Below are 18,560 nucleotides of genomic sequence, written 5' to 3'. Positions count from 1 at the left end.
AATCTTTCCTCCTTAAAACTTACTTGTTTTAGCATGGATGGTTATTCAAGTAATTTGAAATTATTTAACAGCATGAATTTCCATTTCATAACACAAACCATTGACTCGCTTTGTATCAACAACTTTTATATCTTTAAATCCACAGGTTGAGAGTATTTGAGATAAGTCTTCTGGAGTGTACATATTGTAATGGTAATTTCCTTGATAATCTTGAGATCCATAAGTAACCTTCCTCAAGTTATCCCAAGAGAACTGTCCATTTACGTAATCCACGATCATAGATTTTGCATCAGGGCAAACGATAACCATTTTGCCCCCAGTTTTTAGTAATTCGTACCAATAACTTAAAATATGATTAATAATTTCATACTCTGTAAAATGTTCAATAACATGAGCATTATATATTTCTGCAACAGTCCCTTTTTCAAATGGCAAATTGCTTATATCAGCAATCACATCAACACCATTTAATTCTCTTTGATCTACATTAATATAATCTTGCATAATGATGTGACCGCAGCCAAGATTAAGACGTATATTGTGTAAATTAGCAGCTATTTTATCTTTGTCAATAATTACTGGTTTTTGAGTTTGCTGAACTTTTAACCGATAATTAAATTCACTTCTGGTCATTTCATTCTCAATAATAGTGAGACTTTGTGTTTCATATACTAGTTTTTTAAACTCGACCAACGTATCCGTTAAACTCTGTTTTTCATTCTCTACATTTTCCTTCAGTTCGGCTAATTTAGATTCTATAGTTTTATTTACTTCTGTAATAGTTTCATAAAGCCCAGCTAATTTATCTTCTGTACCTTTGTTTTCCTTTACAATACTTTCATGAAGCGAAGCTAACTGGTGTTGTACACCTTGATGTACTTCTGTAATACTTTTATTTACTTCTGCAATACTTTCATCAAGTTTAACTAAATGATGTTCCACATCTTTATTAACCTCTGCAATCCTTTCATAAAACACGCCTAGCTGATGTTCAACATTCTTATTTCCGTTAGTAATATTTTCCTTAATACTTTCTTTAATTACACTTAGTAACTGTTCGATAGTTTTTTTGTCATCAGCAATATTTTTCTTGATTGAATTTAAATCATCTTCTAAAACTTTGTTACTAGAGATTAGAGCATTATTAACAGAAGTCTGTCGTTGCATAGATTCATAAAGAACAGAATTAATAAAAGTTACAGCTTTAGGTACTACAAAACGATTAATAATATAGTTAAGCCAACCCCAACTAATAATGTTAGGTTTTGTTACACTCCAGTCTGAACGAGTAATAAATTCATTAGATTGTTTTACAGAATGCTGAAAATGTTGATTTGTAATTTCAGTATTATTGATTGAATCGTATTGCATATTGTCTTTTTCTGGTTCTAGCGACAAGAGATTATTTTGAAATCTTTGAATAATTTGGCTATCGATTATCTGCATTTGAGTATCGGCATTAACTAGAGAGGAGTAAATTTTTACACTAGCTTTTGCCATGTTTCTACCTGAAAGAACTTCTACTCTTTGCTTTGCACCTTTGCCCAATTGATATCTTAGATTATCATCCTTGACGAGAATCAGAATTTTTTGTGCCAACTCTTGATAATTATCAGGTTCAAAAAGGAGACCACATTCGCCTTCCACTACTACTTCTGGAATCGCTCCTGCTTTTGCACCTATGACAGGTTTACCGTGAACCATTACTTCCAATGGCACTAGTCCAAAAGATTCATAGCGAGAGGGAAACACGAGAAAATCACAGTTAGCGTAAAGTAACTCCCGCCTTTCCTCGGAGACCATACCCAAGAATTGGACGCGATCGTATGCCTGATCGCCTAGTATCTGACGCGCTTTTTCTTCCCAGCCTCCAATATCTGCACCAGCAATCCAAACAAATATTTTTGGCTCTTTAGGCATTATAAGTTTTAAGGCATTAAGAAATACATCAATACCTTTTCTTGATTCTAAGCGACCAACAAAAAGAATTTGTATAGCTCCCCGTTTTAAATCTTTGGGAAGTTCACCATAATTAGTGACATTTGTATAAGTAGGCCAAGGTTGTACCCCTAAAGGCTGGACAAGCCAGCGATCGTCAGGAATTAAATTATAATTTGATACAACACTATCTTTAATACTGTGGCTAATAGCAATAATACTATCTGCATAGCGAATTAATTCCTGTTCCATTTGTACACACTGCTTCAAATCCTCACTCATCTGCCATCCATTCATTTTTATAGAGACAAGAAGTGGAGTTACTAAGCGGACTATGAGTGGTACTTTAAATTCAGGACGAAGCATTAATATACCAATTCCTTCAAAATCCCAAAGAGCAGACTCAATAACGCTGATTGGACGCTCATGATGAATTTGTTGTACTATCTGTGCCACTTTTCTTGCCCAAGCAAGATTTTTTGAAAGAATAGGACATTGTGGGATGCCATCATAATTTTCGAGAGAAGCAACTTGAATATGAGTCAGAGGTCCAATCACATCCGTACAATCTCTTGAACCACGACTAATGACAGTTACTTCATGCCCCATTTGTATTAGTTCTCGGGCAAGGGTTTGATTATATGCTCCAATTCCTCCGAATGAGTTTGGAGGAAATTCTTGAGAAATAATTAAAATATGTAGCTTGACTTCTTTAGAAAGATACCCTTTTGTAGCCTGGCTTCCCATATAAGAAACGAAAGGATTATTTACATCATCTAAATTTTGCCCGAGTCTTCGTGGAAAACAAGAGTCATAATAACCACGTAAAGTACCTATAACTGCACAATAAGAATAGTAAATAGCTAGTTTGAATTCCAAATCATCTTGACGCCAGGCCTCAATAAAACTCAAGCAACGTTCTTTCAATATATTTTTACTAGTTACCAATATCCTTTTATATAAAGATGCCGATTGCGCGGCATTTTTAATTCCAAAATAGGCAGTATTTTTAGTTATTACTCTCCAGTTAAAATTATATTTCCCTAATCTGTTATGACTTTGTGCAAATTCATGCCTCACATAAGCTTGATTGGCATTTGTTAATACACCACCTGCTTTTTGTAATCTAACTGCCAAATCAGTTTCATCAAGGTAATAATCATATTGTTCATCAAAACCATTGACTGCAAGCAAAGCATCTCGACGGAATGTTGAATTAGTTCCCATCAAGTATCTATAAAAATCAGGTTGATTGATTCGTTCATCATTAATAGAAACGTGATATGCTGCACCAAACAAATCTGAAATTCCTGCTTCAAACTGAAATATAAATTTATTTGCAAAAAATGTCCTACCGCCTACGCCTACAACATTTGAGGGCAATTCCTCATAACGTTTGACAATTTCAAAAAGCCAGTTGTCATAAGGCAAAGCATCATCATCAATAAAAGCTACAATATCTCCAGAAGCTTGTTGTATGCCTAAATTCCGTGATACTGAAAGATTACGCAGAGGATTTTGGACTACTTTTATATCCTTCCTAGCTGAAAGAACTTCCATCGTATCGTCAGTTGATGGACCATTAACTACTATTACCTCAAAATTCGTATAATTTTGATCTTTGAGATAGTTTAAACATCTTTTGAGATAGTCACTGCGATCGCAAGTGCAGATAATTACAGAAACCCGTAATGGCTCTTTTCTTTGATCGTTTTCTGTAATGTTGTCTATAATTGCATACAAACGCTTACGTACAGCATCAGAACTGAAGCGATGAGCTTGTTTAATACCATGAGAAATCAGTTCATCTTTAAGAGTCTTGTTTGTAAACACTGAATGAATGCGCTTAACAGCACTTTCAATATCCAGATTTTCAAGAGCGCCAGGTCCTCCACCCATAGTATCTGCTATTGCTGTTCCAGCATAAGCAATTACTGGTATTCGATTAAGAAATGCCTCTACTATAGGTACACAGAATCCTTCATGTTCACTCATGCATAGAAATAAATCTGCTGTTTTATAGTAAGCGGGAAGGTTTTCGTCCTCAACTTTACCTACAAGCGTAACTTGGGTATTAAGTGCTAAAAGATTGATTTTGAAGCAAAGCTTTTTGTAAAAATAATCATCTTCATAATACCTACCTACTAAATACAAGTGATGTTTTTCATCTGGATATAATTTAATATAATGATTAAAAATGTCTATAATAAGGTCTTGCCTTTTATTCGGAGCTATACGTCCAACGAAAAGCCAAACATGCTCAAAATTGGCTTGCAAACTTTTGACTAAATCCTCAGATATCAATGTTTGAGTAAAATCAGTAACTATAATTGGAAGTTCTTTAACTTGGCTAGCTCCTAAATTTTTAGCTTCTTGACAATTAAATGGTGAATCTCCTAAAACTAAATTATATTTGCTAATAATCTGCTGAAGTTGAGCTTGACCTTTTTGACAAAATTTGTATAATACTGCTGTTTTCTCAAAAAAAGTATGAGGTGTTATGTTGTGGTATACAAAAATTTTGTATCCACGCAAAGAACTGATTGCATCTGCAATTTCCGAGTAGCCACAGAAATGATGTATGATAACAGTATCTTCATCCATACAAAACTCAGCAATATTTTGCCGATATTTTTCTACTCTATGATCTGCATATTTAGAAAAAATTTGTGCTTTTTCACCCTTTTCTACAAGCATCTGATGAATTCGGATTACTTGATTTGATACCGCATCACCAAAATCCAATGCGTCTAAAACCTGTACATATCTCAAACTCATGTATTCACCTCAAACAAATAGGCTTTTTATATATAGATAGTTTTTGAAAATTGAGCAAATATGTTTTTTATGGTATTTATTAATCTATTATTTTATTTTTTTAGTAAATTAAATCCTGTATCATTTACTTAATTAATCTCCTTATTATTTAAAGAGGATATTTTATTTGTTTTATAGTTTTAGCAGGAATACCTGCGACAACATGATAGCTAGGAATATCTCCTTTAACAACCGAACCTACAGCTATCACAGAATGCTTCCCAATGTTACAAGGTCCAATAACTGTTACATTACTAGCAATCCATGCACCTTCTTCAACAATAATATCGTTTCCCTCTTTTGGAAAATCCTCCATTCTTTCTAATCCAAATTTTGTATAGTTGTGAGTGCCAGTTATCAAACTAACATTATGACCAAAAAAAACATGGTCGCTTACTGAAATATTTCCTGATGATACATTAAATAGTGCATTATTAACAACACATGTTGGTGACAATGTTAGTCTTTGAGAATCACCAAAAACTATATATTGGGTTAAATTTACTTGCTTGATACGCTCATCAAAATAACCTTGGGATATAAGCTCATCAAGATAATTTTGAATATTATATTTCATCCATATTTCTATTTTAGACTTAACAAATCTTTCAATTAATTTGTACATAGTAACTCCTCACATAGTCTTACCTTTGTGCTGGATAATTGGATTAATCCATGTACAATTTCGTTGGTAGCTGATTGGATAACAGTTGCATTTTGAATCCAATCTAGCATTTCATTACTATCGTTTGAACCATCAGCAAATGCAATATCTATGGCATAGGTGTCACCAGTCAAGTGAGGCCAAACTATTTCAAATTCAATAATTGTTGTTCCTTTCTGGGACTTGGATAACCAGTCATTACCGAAATTTAGGTCTATTAGTTCAGTACTCCACCCTGATAGGACAGTACGCAACCTATCAACTAAAGCTATGCCAACGTTTGGCTTTCTAACATTATCATGAATAAAAGTGCTAACTCTGATTTTAATTACATCTCCTGGGTACGCTAATTTCAGAGGTTTATTGTCTGCACCAAGTACTGATATACCATTAATTTCCGCTCTACCTGTCCCAAATCTCTCAAAACTGGAAAAAGCTATATATGGCTTTTTCGTGAAAGTATTTAATTGCTTGTTAGTAATTTTACAAACATCTATTTCTACCGATTCAGGAGCTTCTGCTGTATCCTGCTGTAATGCTGCATTATTTACTTGATGTCTCTTATTAACTTCTTCATGCACCCATGCTTGATAGTGTTTGCATACTTCAGGCGGTTTTCCAGAATCTACTATTAAACCTTTATTAATCCAGAGAGCTTTTGAACACAGGCGGGAAATAGAGCCTATATCATGAGATACAAATAATATTGTCCCTCCGGCATCTTGAAAATCTCTAATTTTGGCCATGCAACGGTGAACAAAGATACCATCGCCTACTGCTAAAGATTCATCTACAATTAAAACTTCTGGGTTAACGTTAATTGCTACTGAAAATGCTAAACGAACAAACATACCGCTAGAGTATGTTTTGACTGGCTCTTCCATGAAATCGCCAATTTCAGCAAAGGAAGCAATTTTTTCAAACTTTGCCTCTATTTCTGCTCGGCTTAATCCTAAAATTTGCCCATTAAAAAATACATTTTGTCTGCCAGTAAATTCAGGATTAAACCCGCTACCTAGCTCGAGCAAAGCGGAAACTCGTCCCTTGACATAAATTTCACCTGTCGTTGGTGTTAACGTGCCCGCAATAATTTGCAGTAGAGTGCTTTTGCCAGATCCGTTTTGACCAATGATTCCTAAAGTCTCGCCTTTAGCAACATCTAAACTAATATCTTGTAATGCCCAAAATTCTTGTGAATGACTTTTTCCGGGTAGCAAAACTTCTTTAAGTCTATCTCCCGGACTAGCATACCGCTTGTAGCACTTCGAGACATTTTTCAGCGAAATTGCAATTTTCTCACCCATACCACTACATACTTACTCTCAGAACATTCAAGACTGCACAACTTAATTAATCACACATAAATGAGCAACTTAAGCTATCAAGCATTCCCTTCTTTGTTGAAGCATCCATAATTTATATTTCTAACCGCATCTCTCACATTACCATTAAGCTGATTGATGCAGTTATTTACAAGTCGAACTCTGCTACAACACATCAGCAAATGCCGGACGCAAATGCTTATACACTAAGAAACCAAAACAAAATATAATAGCAGCCATCGCAGAAGCAACTCCCCATTCACCCCAATGCTTCACCTCCCCAACTAACACTAAGTCGCGATAAACTTCAGCGATTGCTGCCATTGGATTTAACCAGAATACCAAACTCCGCCATTGCTCTGGAATTGCTGATGCTGGATAGACAAGCGGTGTCGCATAAAACCAAATATTTAAAATGACTCCTAAACTCTGCGGGATATCTCGCAAGAACACCGTTAGTCCGGCAGCTAAATAGCCCAACCCTACTGTTAGCAATAACTGCGTTAGCCAGATTAAGGGTAATAGTGCCAAAGTAGTATGTAAAGTATGAGCATTGATCGCCACGAAAAAAATCAATGCCATTAAACCAAAAGAACTCTCAATGAACGTTGACAAAACTGGCACTAGGGGTAATAAAGCTAGAGGAAACACCACCTTTTTGACTAAATTTGGTTGTCCTAATACCGAATTAGAGGACTGCATTAGACCACTACTAAAAGCAATCCAAGGAAGTAACCCTGCAAATAGCCACAAACCAAAGGTGAAATCATTTGCTGGTAAACCCTTGAGAGTAGTCAGTTTCACCTTCAGCACAGTGGAAAATACATAAGTATAAATCAGTAACTGTGATAGCTGGTTTAGCAAAGGCCACAAGTTACCCAAAACAGAACCCTTGTAACGTGCCTCTAAATCTCGGCGTACTAAAGTTCTTAGTAAGTCGAACTTCACCCACAACTGTTCATCTATGGGTAAGAGACGCCTCCATCCCCCTATATTACGTACAATTCCCCGCATTGTCGGCAACAATTTTTGCTTCCTCGCTCACTACTCACTATCCGCTCACCTAATTGCTCTCACTGAAGCCTATTATATTTATGAAAGTTCCTTTTTCCAGGACTTTTAAATAGAAAAAATATCCAACTACTTCTTGTGAGGTGCGTATCTTACCCGCCTTTGGTTAAACGTGGGTAGGCAGGATGCCCACCTCATAAGATTGGATAATTTATTTGTTGGAAATCTCTTCAGTGCTTTTAGAATCTATCATCAATAGAAAATTTTATCCAAATTATTTTGGCGATTATACAATAAATAGGATATTGTGAAGTGTATTTTTACTACAAATATAACGTCTGTTTTTCAGGCTCCTTCTTTGTTAAGGATGCGAGTTTTTGCTTAACTTAAGTTATCTGGATCAATTCCTTGCGATCGCAAATACTCTGCCAATCGCTCTGCCGGTTGATGTTCTTGTTCAGCCCGTTGGCGCTCTTGTTCAGCTTGCTCTTTTCTCGTTGGCACCCAACCCACTGCGTTATACCAACGCAACCACAAACCTGCGATCGAGCTATCTGAATTAACTCTCTCCGATGTTTGACGACAAGCAGCCTGCGACCGTTGTCATTCTTGTTATAACCATCATTGAACCTCAGAAGCCATTAGTCATTATACTATTCTCCTTCATCTTCCCCAGTTACCTCATCTCTACTGAATTTGTGAGAGCAGAGTCACGGATTCCGCTAAACTGAGACTTGGTTTATCTGAATTGTAATCAGGCATGGAAATCGGACAAAAGGTTAAAGTCTTTCGTTTGCGCGATCGCGTTTCTCCCCCAGTTGTAAAAAAACTCGGACAAGTGGGTATCATCCAAGGCTACAAAGTCACCGATGGTGGTGGGATTGGTGTAGTGGTTCTGTTTGATGACAATTCTTCTACTTGGTTTTTTGAAGATGAAATCAAACCTGTGTAGTAGTAAAAAACTCAGAGCCGGGTTTTTCTTTGACTCTGAAGTTGAAAGCATAGGTTGAGAGTCTTTGTTGAGTGCTAAGTTGGAGTTGAAAAGCTCGGCGGTGAAAATAGGAATCAAGTAATGGCTCTAATATTGACATTTTTGGGCAAAGGCGGCACCGCTCGTACCAAAATTGCGATCGCCGCCGCCAAATTATTGGCAAGTCAAGGCAAGCGCGTACTCCTCGCAGGACAAGCAGAACCAACATTGCAAATCCTGCTGGCTACTCCCATTGCTGCCGATCCGCAGGAAATCGCTCCCAATTTGCAAGTAGTCCAGTTTCAAGCATCTGTACTACTAGAACGCAACTGGGATGAAGTAAAGAAACTTGAGGCGCAATATCTTCGCACTCCCATCTTCAAAGACGTTTTTGGTCAAGAACTGGTGGTATTACCAGGTATGGACAATGCCTTGGCACTGAATGCTATCCGCGAATATGATGCCAGTGGCAAATATGATGCGATCGTCTACGATGGCACGGGGGACTCTTTGACGTTGCGAATGCTGGGTTTGCCAGAATCTCTCAGTTGGTATGTCCGGCGATTTCGGCAATTGTTTGTCAACTCCGATTTGGGGAAGACGATTACTGAATCACCCTTGATTCAACCGCTGATTAGCAGTTTTTTCAATATCAACTGGACAGCGGATAACTTTGCTGCTCCCACTAACCAAGTCAATAATTTCTTAGAAAAGGGGAGAGCCGCTCTGGCCGATCCCAAGCGTCTCGCTGCTTTCTTAGTGACTACAGGAGATCCGATTGAGGTAGCAAATGCTCGTTATTTATGGGGTAGCGCTCAACAAATCGGTTTAACTGTCGGTGGTGTTCTGCTTGTGTCTACCGAGACAAATATAAATCTGTCAGAGGAATTTATACCCCTACCTGTGAGCGTCGTTCCCAACTCGCCCACGGGTGATTGGCAACCACTAATAGACGCTTTACCCAACTTTGAAGCACAAGCTTTACAGGCTCCCAAACCTATTGAAATAGACATCCACAATCGTCAAGTACGCTTATTCTTGCCAGGATTTGACAAAAAGCATGTCAAGCTTACCCAATATGGGCCAGAAGTCACAGTAGAAGCAGGAGATCAGCGTCGCAATATTCCCTTACCCCCGGCTCTAAGTGGCAGACCCGTTGCTGGAGCAAAGTTTCAGAATAATTATTTGATAATTTCGTTTTAAGTTATGGGAATAGGGCGTGGAGCATGGGGAATAGGGAATAGGGAATAGGGAATAGGGAAGAAACTTAATCACCAATGCCCAATACCTAATGCCCAATGCCCTATTCCCAATGCCCAATTAATCAGTAAATCTTATGTCAGAATCAACTCCCATTCCCCCAGACCCTAACCCATCTGAAGCACTAGACTCAGTGGCAAATAATCTCAATGAGCAAGTGCTCACATCTGCCGATCGCAGTGCGAAAACTAGGCAGATGTTGGGGATGAAAGGTGCAGCGTCTGGGGAAACTTCGATTTGGAAAATTCGTTTACAGCTAATGAAGCCGATTACCTGGATTCCCCTAATTTGGGGTGTAGTCTGTGGTGCGGCTTCTTCTGGTAACTATACTTGGACGCTGGAAAATGTGTTGAAGGTAGCAGCCTGTATGTTATTGGCTGGGCCATTGATGACAGGTTATACCCAAATTCTGAATGATTACTACGATCGCGAAATCGATGCCATCAATGAACCTTATCGCCCCATTCCCTCTGGCGCAATTCCTCTACCGCAGGTAATTATTCAGATTTGGGTATTACTGATTGCTGGCATTGCTTTGGCATTTGCGCTAGATGTGTGGTCTGGTCATGAATTCCCGACTATTACAGCGATCGCGATTATCGGTTCTTTCATCGCTTATATTTATTCTGCGCCTCCCCTAAAACTCAAGCAAAACGGCTGGCTAGGTAGCTACGCCTTGGGTGCAAGCTATATCACCCTACCTTGGTCTACAGGACACGCTTTATTTGGCGAACTCAATTCCACAATCGTGATCTTGACAATGTTCTACAGCTTGGCTGGATTGGGTATTGCCATCGTCAATGATTTTAAGAGTGTAGAAGGCGATCGCCAGTTAGGATTAAATTCACTACCTGTAATGTTTGGCATCACCACCGCAGCATGGATTTGTGTAGTGACAATTGATGTTTTTCAAGGATTGATTGCAGCTTATCTCGTCAGCATCCACGAAAATTTGTATGCAGCAATACTAGTACTGTTAATCATCCCGCAAATCACCTTGCAGGATATGTATTTCCTACGTGACCCCGTGAAAAATGATGTTAAGTACCAAGCCAGTGCCCAACCTTTCCTTGTTCTGGGAATGCTAGTAACAGGTTTAGCCCTGGGTCATGCTGGCGTTTAATTTGTACCTCCATAGTGAGAAGTTAAGAATTAGGAGTTAAGATTTAATATACTTTTAACTCCTAATTTGTATCAGGACATACTGTGCTTCAATTGATATTTTTCTTAATTAATGGGATTCAACCTTTATTAGTCCCGATTTGTTTTGTAGTTGCTTGGACTGTAACTATTCTGGTTGTTTTGAGTCTCTGGACGGCCGCACGAGATAGTGTTAGTACAGCCAAGCAAATGCATCAAATTCCCTGTACTGGTTGCCAATTTTTTACCGACGATTACCGTCTTAAATGTACAGTACGCCCATCTATTGCCAATACAGAAGAAGCGATCGATTGTCGTGACTATCAACCAAAGACAAATCCTTATCTATATTAGGGAGTGGGGACAAGGCAACAAGGAAAATAACTCATACCCAATGCCCAATGCCCAATTAACTAATCTCTAACAATATCTTTAAAACACCCCGACTCTGAGCGCGTTCAAAAGCTGCAAGCCCTTCAATAAGAGGATAGGTGGCATGAATCAGGGGTTGCACGTCAACTTTTCCAGTGGCTAGTAGCTGGAGAGCCGGAGTAAAGGGGCCACAACGGGAGCCGATGAGGGTGATTTCATCCACTACTAAAGAAGAAGCATCTAGGCTGAGATTGCCAGCGTAAGTACTTTTCAGTACAAGAGTACCACGGGGACGTAAGGCGCGGCGGGCGATCGCAAATCCTTCTGGATTGCCAGTGCATTCTACTGAGATATCGAAATATCCATCTGTAACATCATCAGCTAGACTCGTTTTTATTCCCCGTGCTTCTAAGTTAGCCAATTTGTCTCGATGACGCCCCACAGCTACGAGTTCACAGCCAGTTAGAGCTAGTGTCTGAGCTACTAACTGCCCTAGTTTGCCATCTCCAACCACTAGCACCCGATGGTTTGGATGCAATGGCACTTGCTGCTGAATTTCCAAAGCTGCTGCTATAGGTTCAGTAAATGTTGCTACTTCTGTCGGCACATTATCGGGTACTAAATGCAGGTTCTCCACCGGCAAGCAAAGATATTCACTAAAGGCACCGTTGCGGTTGACAATACCCAGAACTGTACGATTTTCGCAATGAGTTGGTTGTCCACTACGACAAAACCGACAATGCCCACACACAGCATTGATTTCTCCAACTACGCGTTGGTTAACTAAGTGTTCTGGCCCTTGTTCGACAATGCCGACAAATTCATGCCCTAAAATACCAGTGTAAGGATAGTAGCCTCTAAGTAGTTCCAGATCGGTGTTACAGATACCTGCACGTAAGACGCGTACTAAGGCTTCTCCTGGTGGCGGTTCAGGAACGGGAATATCTGTGCGTAATTGCAACTGCTTATTTTCGAGCCAAAGTCCTTTCATTTCTCTTCACATCCTTTACCTAATTATGTTGTCAATATCACTTTGAAAAATGTTTGCAAATATAGGGGCATACATCCGTAATCCCATACCCACACCTATGTCTCTGTAGAAGGTATTTCTTTAATTTTAGTTACATCAACTTTGCTTAACCAAGTAACTAAATCGTCTGAGCCAAGTGCAATCTCACTTCCCAAGGTTTTGATATAGAGAAGTCCATCACTGATAATTAAATCTCTTATTGGATACCATGAATCTCGTGTTCTAATCAGAAGTTCCAACGGAATCCCTGGTCTTGAACTATACTTGCAATATTTCCACCAGGCTCGCCATAGAATGACACATTTAGTACAATTCATTTGATAGCCTTTGGGAATTTCGCAGTATTGATACTGATAGAAACCCCGACTATCTACTTCTCCTTTGAGGATATAACTATATTCTGCTAATGCCTGATTTATCAATTCCCACTGGGTTGATTTTGGAGAAATCGAGAATTCAGATAGGGTGTTAGATAGTTGAGCAGTGGCAATTACGCCTTCAGATTTTGCAGTAAGTTGGTTAATTTTATACACTGTTTGCGCTGTCAAAAGAGGATTTGACAACAAAACGTCTTTTTTTTGAATAGAGTTTTGCACAAACTCTCGAATTAAATCTAGATTAGACAACATAAAATTTTTTATACTAAATTAACCAGTGTGATGAAAGTCACAACACTACTTAAATTAATAACTACACTGGTTTTACACTTAAATCAGGATTATTACCAGCTTTATTTATACTCAATTCTTTGTTTAACTAGGGTTTTGTTAAGTTTAATATCGATTATGCTATTGTCCACTAGGCTGGTAAACAAAATCACTGTTTCCAGTTTAACGAGCTACAAATTAAATTTTTACGCCTTCGAGAAAAGGTTGAAATACTGGAATTAATTCGGGACGACTAACCACAAGGGTGGGAAAAGAGCGATCGCTATAATCTTCTCCGGGTGACAATGGAAACGGTTCTGATTGAAGCGATGACCAGACACCACCAGCAGCCTGGACAATTACCCAAGCCCCCGCTAAGTCCCAAACTTTTGGTGTCGCCTCAATCCCACCCAGAGTAGCCCCAGTGGCAACTGTCAAAAAGTTATAGCTAGCTACACCCAACATCCGAATTTTGCAGGGAAAGCCGTTACGGATAACTGCCGTACTACGGGAACAGAGGTTAAAAAAGTGATTATTGCTGGGACTATCTACACTGGTGTGGATAGGGTGGTTGTTGAGAAATGCTCCTATTGGTGTTGCTAACCCAGATGAACCTGCCCAAAACCCATGAAAAGCTTGATTCAGAGTTGGCGCGTAAATATACCCAAAAATTGGTGTACCTCGATACAGTAAGCCCAGAGATATTGTCCAGATGGGAATGCCGCGTGTGAAGTTCGTTGTACCGTCCAGAGGGTCAATTACCCAACACCACTCAGTACCGGGAAATAACTTATCGCTCTCTTCGCTCAAAATGCCGTAACCAGAAAAATTAGAAGCGATCGCATCTTGAATTTCCCGATCTGCCCATTTATCTGCTTGCGTCACCAAACTACCATCAGCTTTTTGGTCAGCCTGTACTTGCCCAAAATCTTGCATTAGCTGTTTGCCCACTCTGGTAGTGGTAGTTTGGGCAAAATCAAGAATTGTTGTCCAAAAATCATTCATTGGTTAATAGTTATTTGTCATTTGTCATTGGTCATTGGTCATTTGTCCCATGCCCAATGCCCAATGTCCTATACAGTTTAGTCTAAATCGCTTTCCAAAACAGATGCGATCGCTTGCTTGGTACTTGTTTGAAATTCTGTGATATTCACCCGATTCAGAAACCAAATCGACAGCACCATTCCCACGGCTTCTAGAACGAATACCAATCCATAAGCTAGTTCTAAGCTTGGTAGCAGCTTGCGTCCAATATCCAAAACTGTACCTCCGATTACCACCGCGATTCCTCTAGAGATGGACTGCGCTAATCCCCAGGCCCCAATAAACGTACCTGCGGCTTCTGCTGCGGTGAGATCCAACATCAAGCTAATTGCGGCTGTAGTTAAGAAACCTGTGGCTAAACCGAACAAGACCAAACTTAGTTTAAGAACTGCTGCATTAGCTGTGAATCCTGATATACCTAGCAAGATTGCACAGAATGCTACCAACATACAGCCAAAACGTGCGGTTCTGCGCTTACCCAAACGCGGGACAATATAAAAGCCAGTAACGCCGTAGGCAATAAGCAAACCCGTTCCATAAAAAATATTTAATTTGGTACTTTCCGCTAAGGGCATTTTAAATACTTGACCCGCATAAGGTTCTAAAATCGGGTCTTGCATAAACAAACTGATGGTCATCACCAGTAAAAAGGTGAAAAATATACCTGTTTGTGGGCTAGCTGTCAAGATTTTCCAAGCATTGCCTAGAGTAATACTGTCTTCCCGATTTACCAATGTGGAACGGGTTGAGTATTGAGAGTATTTTTTTTCTACGCCAAATGTCGCTGCGATCGCTAAACCAAATACAATTGCTGGGACGATAAAAAACAATCTGTTGACCGCTCCCTGCAAGGTTTCTACGGTTGCTTCTGGCGTTAACTGTTTTAGCAAGCTGCCACTGATAATCGCCCCAACAATAATCCCCACCATTAGCATCGACCAAACCACACCGACTACTTTAGAACGGTTATCTTCTTCAGATATATCCACCAACAAAGCAGCAAAGGCAGTGCCGCTAGCACAAATTCCTAGACCGTATACAGCGAAAACTAAAGCCAAAAGCGCTGTCCAACCGATTGTTTGGGTTGTCCATACCCAACCACCTGCACTAGTAGCGGCAAGATTCATCTGCCACATTACTTGTACAGCTAAAAATGCTGCGATCGCAAATATTGCCGCACCCACCCAAACATAAGCTGTGCGGTGGTATCCCCATAACGACTTGGCATCGGAAATCTGGCCAAACCAGACACGGGAAGGAGCAACAAATAAAGGTAGTGCTAGAACTACTGATACCAGCGTCGCCGGAATTGCTATTTCTTGAATCATGACTCTGTTGAGTACCCCCAGAGTCAAAATGGACATCATACTCAACCCCATCTGAAATAAACCCAGCCGGAACATAGTCAGCAGGTTTACCCTTGGCACAGATAGGGATTTTGTTTTGGTATCAAATACTTCACCGCTTGCCATAGCTACTTTTTCGTATGGTTTATAGGATTTAATCTCTCTCTTTAGATAAAGATAAACCTTACTCGCTCGAAATCAGCGAACGAAAAATGGAAGTTGCGATGTATTCTCTTCTCTACGAGAGGCTGCGCCAACGAGACGCTACGCGAACGCCCGCCACAGGCATCCCACTTCTTTGGCAAGCATTTATATACCTCGATTAGCGCCAAGTTAGGATTAATCTTTAGCCTTGGTTGTAATCCGCGATGTCTACGACGGGCTACGCCTACGGATAACGAGAGAATTTTAGGATGAAGTAGTGAAACGAGACTCCATTTACTATCAAATTTTTAAGTGCTTTCCTGGGTTACTCTTTGAATTGGTTGATAATCCTCCTCTTCAAGCACAAAGCTATCGATTTGAATCAGTTGAAGTCAAAGAAACCGCTTTTCGTATGGATGGTGTGTTTTTACCCCCAGAAGATGCAACATCCAGGGTAATTTTTTTTGCTGAAGTTCAATTCCAAAAAGATGAAGCGCTCTACCATCGGTTCTTTACCGAGTCGATGATGTATCTGAACCGGAATCGTTCTCAGTACGATGACTGGTTCTGTGTGGTAATTTTTTCATCACGCTCTTTGGAACCAAACGATCAAAGAACTCATCGAATATTTCTCAACAGCGACCAAGTGCAGCGAATCTATTTAGACGAGTTAGACGCGACTAATCAGCAGCCAATAGGCATCAACTTGATGCAGTTGACTCTAGCATCGGATGAAGTGATGGCAGAGCAAGCAAAGCAATTGATTGAGCGGGTAAAATTAGAGGAAACGGACACGTTGCCGAAAAACGAAATACTGGACATCATAACCACAATCGCCGTTTATAAGTTTTCTTCATTGAGTAGAGAGGAAGTTGAAGCTATGCTAGGACTTACTTTGGAACAAACAAGGGTTTATCAGGAAGCGAAAGCCGAGGGTCGGGAAGAAGGTCGAGAACAAGGTCGAGAAGAACAGAAAGCTGAAATGTTGAAACTTACCGTGCCTTTGTTACTAAAAACAGGGATGAGCGTGGAGCAGATTGCTCAACACCTTAATGTTGATATAGAAGCTGTCCAGATTGCCGGACAGTCAAGCACATAAAATAATGACGAGAGCTTGATTAAAATCCTCAATTGCCCTTTTCTGGTTTCCAGAGCGATCGCTTCAAAGCAGCAAATAGTAAAAAAGCTTGAAAAATGACTAAAGTAAGAAACTTTAGCACTGTATTTCTTATCAATTTTTGGCATAGTTTAGCGATCTCAAAGGTTTTGAGAGCCTCTTATTCGCATCTTTATTGCGAAGTAAAGATGTAGCTAATAGCTAAACTTACAACTACCAATCTCTTAAGTTGGGTATTCTCGAAAATTATCGAAAATCGCCAACGGTATCAGAAACGGTAAAAGATGGATAATACCCTTGAAAAATTAATTAAACACCTTCATAGTAAACGTTTATCTGATAATGTAGCTAATGAAATTATTAAACTTGGTAAACCTGCATTTGATTATCTATTAGTAAAAATAGATGAACCAAGCCTCACTGAATATCAAGCTATAAATTTACTGCATATTTCATACCAAATGAAATATCATAATATTACACAATTTACTAATAAATTTTTATCAGTTACTCAAGATAAAAGAATTGATGTGCGCTCAACAGCATCATTTTTGGCAATTTGTTTATTTCGGATAAAAAAAGAATTTCCTGAGTTAAATATTCCTTTGCGACGAGAAGTACTAGCACAATTCCTTCACAAATCTTTAGCGATGGAACTACATCAAACGATTAGACAACAAGTAGAAAGTTTTCTTCAAGATAAGATTTAATTGAAGAGTTAATTCACTTACTTAAGCTAATAGCAGAACTATAAACCTGATGACAAAGACAGAACCAATGTCGTTTTTTTTAGGCTTGGCAAAATTGAGATGAAAGAGCAGAAAATAAACAATCAAGCAATTTTTATGCCCTTTTTATTATTTAAAACAACAATGTAAATACTATTTTAAATTTATGACAAATACATTGATTTCTAAGGCTTTTATCCAAGAACAAGGTGATGGACGGCTCCGATATGAGGAGCAACTTGTCACTGAAGAATTAAGATCCAGAGGCTTACCAATTACTTTTTATACTGAGAAGCGTATCCACAGGAGACAACTTGCACTTGATAATGAATCTTTAGTTGTTGGCGATATGCGATGTGTTTTAGGTGCAATAAAACAGCTTGGCATTCCAGAACCAAAGCCTAACGATTATCCCGCTTCACTTAAGAACTTCATGTACCGTCGTACATGGACATCTACTCTAGAACAGTTGGAGATAAAATTTTGCAACGGTAGATATGTTCCAATATTTGCTAAACCCGCTACACGCCGTAAACGTTTTACAGGTTGTGTTTTTGAATCGGAATATGATTTATGCCGAGTATACGGAGTGTCACGTCAAGAGCAGTTGCTGTGTTCAGAAGTTGTATCTTGGGTAAGTGAGTACCGAGTTTATGTTGTTCACTCGCAAATTAGAAGCATCGATCGTTATGATGGAAACCCCAATGTTCTACTAGATATTGATAAAGTTTTATGCGCTATTCAAGCTCTAAAAAATGCAGGAGAATCTTATGCAGGATATGCAATTGATTTTGGAGTTTTAGATTCTGGACAAACCGCTCTAGTAGAAATGAACGATGGTTTTGCGATTGGAGCATACAAAATTGATAAGAAAAACTACACAGACATGATTTTGGCAAGATGGGAGGAGCTTTTAGCGAGCGCAGTTTGATATGAATTTTCAAGATTTTGTAGCCACTCAACTAGAAATTTATATACCTTATTGTTGTTGATAAGAGTTGATGGAATAA

16 protein-coding genes are annotated in these 18,560 nt (G+C 39.0%); 7 read left to right on the top strand and 9 right to left on the bottom strand.

The features are described from left to right. Window positions 1-60: 60 nt before the first annotated feature. The 5 genes from V7K45_RS31800 to V7K45_RS31780 all read right to left on the bottom strand — a co-directional run bounded on the left by V7K45_RS31800 (window position 61) and on the right by V7K45_RS31780 (window position 8,256). Window positions 61-4,716 carry a glycosyltransferase gene (locus V7K45_RS31800; RefSeq protein ID WP_335009801.1) on the bottom strand — a complete coding sequence of 1,552 codons (4,656 nt, stop codon included), beginning with the start codon at window positions 4,714-4,716 and terminating at the stop codon, window positions 61-63. Between the two features lie 148 nt (window positions 4,717-4,864). After that, window positions 4,865-5,380: an acyltransferase gene (locus V7K45_RS31795; RefSeq protein WP_335009799.1), complete on the bottom strand. Its 516-nt coding sequence runs from the start codon at window positions 5,378-5,380 to the stop codon at window positions 4,865-4,867. After that, window positions 5,368-6,723, bottom strand: coding sequence for an ABC transporter ATP-binding protein (locus tag V7K45_RS31790; RefSeq protein WP_335009797.1), 1,356 nt, complete (start codon window positions 6,721-6,723; stop codon window positions 5,368-5,370). Before V7K45_RS31790 ends, V7K45_RS31795 begins: the two co-directional genes overlap by 13 nt. Window positions 6,724-6,906: 183 nt before the next feature. Continuing rightward, window positions 6,907-7,755 carry an ABC transporter permease gene (locus V7K45_RS31785; protein WP_335009863.1) on the bottom strand — a complete coding sequence of 283 codons (849 nt, stop codon included), beginning with the start codon at window positions 7,753-7,755 and terminating at the stop codon, window positions 6,907-6,909. A gap of 378 nt (window positions 7,756-8,133) precedes the next feature. Next, the gene (locus V7K45_RS31780) at window positions 8,134-8,256 is read right to left on the bottom strand and encodes a hypothetical protein (RefSeq protein WP_335009795.1); all 123 of its coding nucleotides are present in this window, start codon (window positions 8,254-8,256) and stop codon (window positions 8,134-8,136) included. A gap of 256 nt (window positions 8,257-8,512) precedes the next feature. On the opposite strand from V7K45_RS31780, the gene petP reads away from it, so the two are divergent. The 4 genes from petP (at window position 8,513) to V7K45_RS31760 (ending at window position 11,476) form a co-directional block, all read left to right on the top strand. After that, entirely contained in the window at window positions 8,513-8,704 is a 192-nt protein-coding gene (petP, locus tag V7K45_RS31775; RefSeq protein ID WP_322739409.1) for a cytochrome b6f subunit PetP, read from the top strand. Between the two features lie 120 nt (window positions 8,705-8,824). Next, window positions 8,825-9,925: a Get3/ArsA fold putative tail anchor-mediating ATPase NosAFP gene (locus V7K45_RS31770; protein WP_335009791.1), complete on the top strand. Its 1,101-nt coding sequence runs from the start codon at window positions 8,825-8,827 to the stop codon at window positions 9,923-9,925. 133 nt (window positions 9,926-10,058) lie between these two features. Next, window positions 10,059-11,105: a chlorophyll synthase ChlG gene (chlG, locus tag V7K45_RS31765; RefSeq protein ID WP_335009789.1), complete on the top strand. Its 1,047-nt coding sequence runs from the start codon at window positions 10,059-10,061 to the stop codon at window positions 11,103-11,105. Between the two features lie 83 nt (window positions 11,106-11,188). Continuing rightward, window positions 11,189-11,476 (top strand): hypothetical protein, encoded by a 288-nt coding sequence (locus V7K45_RS31760; protein WP_335009787.1) that lies wholly within the window; start codon window positions 11,189-11,191, stop codon window positions 11,474-11,476. Window positions 11,477-11,531: 55 nt separating this feature from the next. Here the strand turns inward: V7K45_RS31760 and V7K45_RS31755 are convergent, their stop codons facing one another. The 4 genes from V7K45_RS31755 to V7K45_RS31740 form a co-directional block, all read right to left on the bottom strand. Then, complete coding sequence (locus tag V7K45_RS31755) at window positions 11,532-12,485, bottom strand: MDR/zinc-dependent alcohol dehydrogenase-like family protein (RefSeq protein WP_335009784.1); 954 nt, start codon at window positions 12,483-12,485, stop codon at window positions 11,532-11,534. 95 nt (window positions 12,486-12,580) lie between these two features. Further along, window positions 12,581-13,153, bottom strand: coding sequence for a hypothetical protein (locus V7K45_RS31750; RefSeq protein WP_335009782.1), 573 nt, complete (start codon window positions 13,151-13,153; stop codon window positions 12,581-12,583). A gap of 216 nt (window positions 13,154-13,369) precedes the next feature. Beyond that, window positions 13,370-14,176 (bottom strand): inositol monophosphatase family protein, encoded by an 807-nt coding sequence (locus V7K45_RS31745; protein ID WP_335009780.1) that lies wholly within the window; start codon window positions 14,174-14,176, stop codon window positions 13,370-13,372. 77 nt (window positions 14,177-14,253) lie between these two features. Continuing rightward, entirely contained in the window at window positions 14,254-15,687 is a 1,434-nt protein-coding gene (locus V7K45_RS31740; protein ID WP_335009778.1) for a BCD family MFS transporter, read from the bottom strand. Window positions 15,688-15,982: 295 nt separating this feature from the next. Between V7K45_RS31740 and V7K45_RS31735 the strand changes: the two genes are divergently transcribed. From V7K45_RS31735 to V7K45_RS31725, 3 genes are all read left to right on the top strand, one after another. Beyond that, window positions 15,983-16,804, top strand: a complete 822-nt coding sequence (locus V7K45_RS31735) for an Rpn family recombination-promoting nuclease/putative transposase (RefSeq protein ID WP_335009776.1) — start codon at window positions 15,983-15,985, stop codon at window positions 16,802-16,804. A gap of 302 nt (window positions 16,805-17,106) precedes the next feature. Next, window positions 17,107-17,532, top strand: coding sequence for a hypothetical protein (locus V7K45_RS31730; RefSeq protein WP_335009774.1), 426 nt, complete (start codon window positions 17,107-17,109; stop codon window positions 17,530-17,532). Window positions 17,533-17,716: 184 nt separating this feature from the next. Continuing rightward, on the top strand, window positions 17,717-18,481 hold the full coding sequence (locus V7K45_RS31725; protein ID WP_335009772.1) for an ATP-grasp domain-containing protein: 765 nt from the start codon (window positions 17,717-17,719) through the stop codon (window positions 18,479-18,481). Window positions 18,482-18,560 lie beyond the last annotated feature (79 nt).

This window comes from Nostoc sp. (assembly GCF_036917375.1).
Lineage (GTDB): Bacteria > Cyanobacteriota > Cyanobacteriia > Cyanobacteriales > Nostocaceae > Nostoc.
This window is presented reverse-complemented; position numbering and strand designations above follow the sequence as displayed.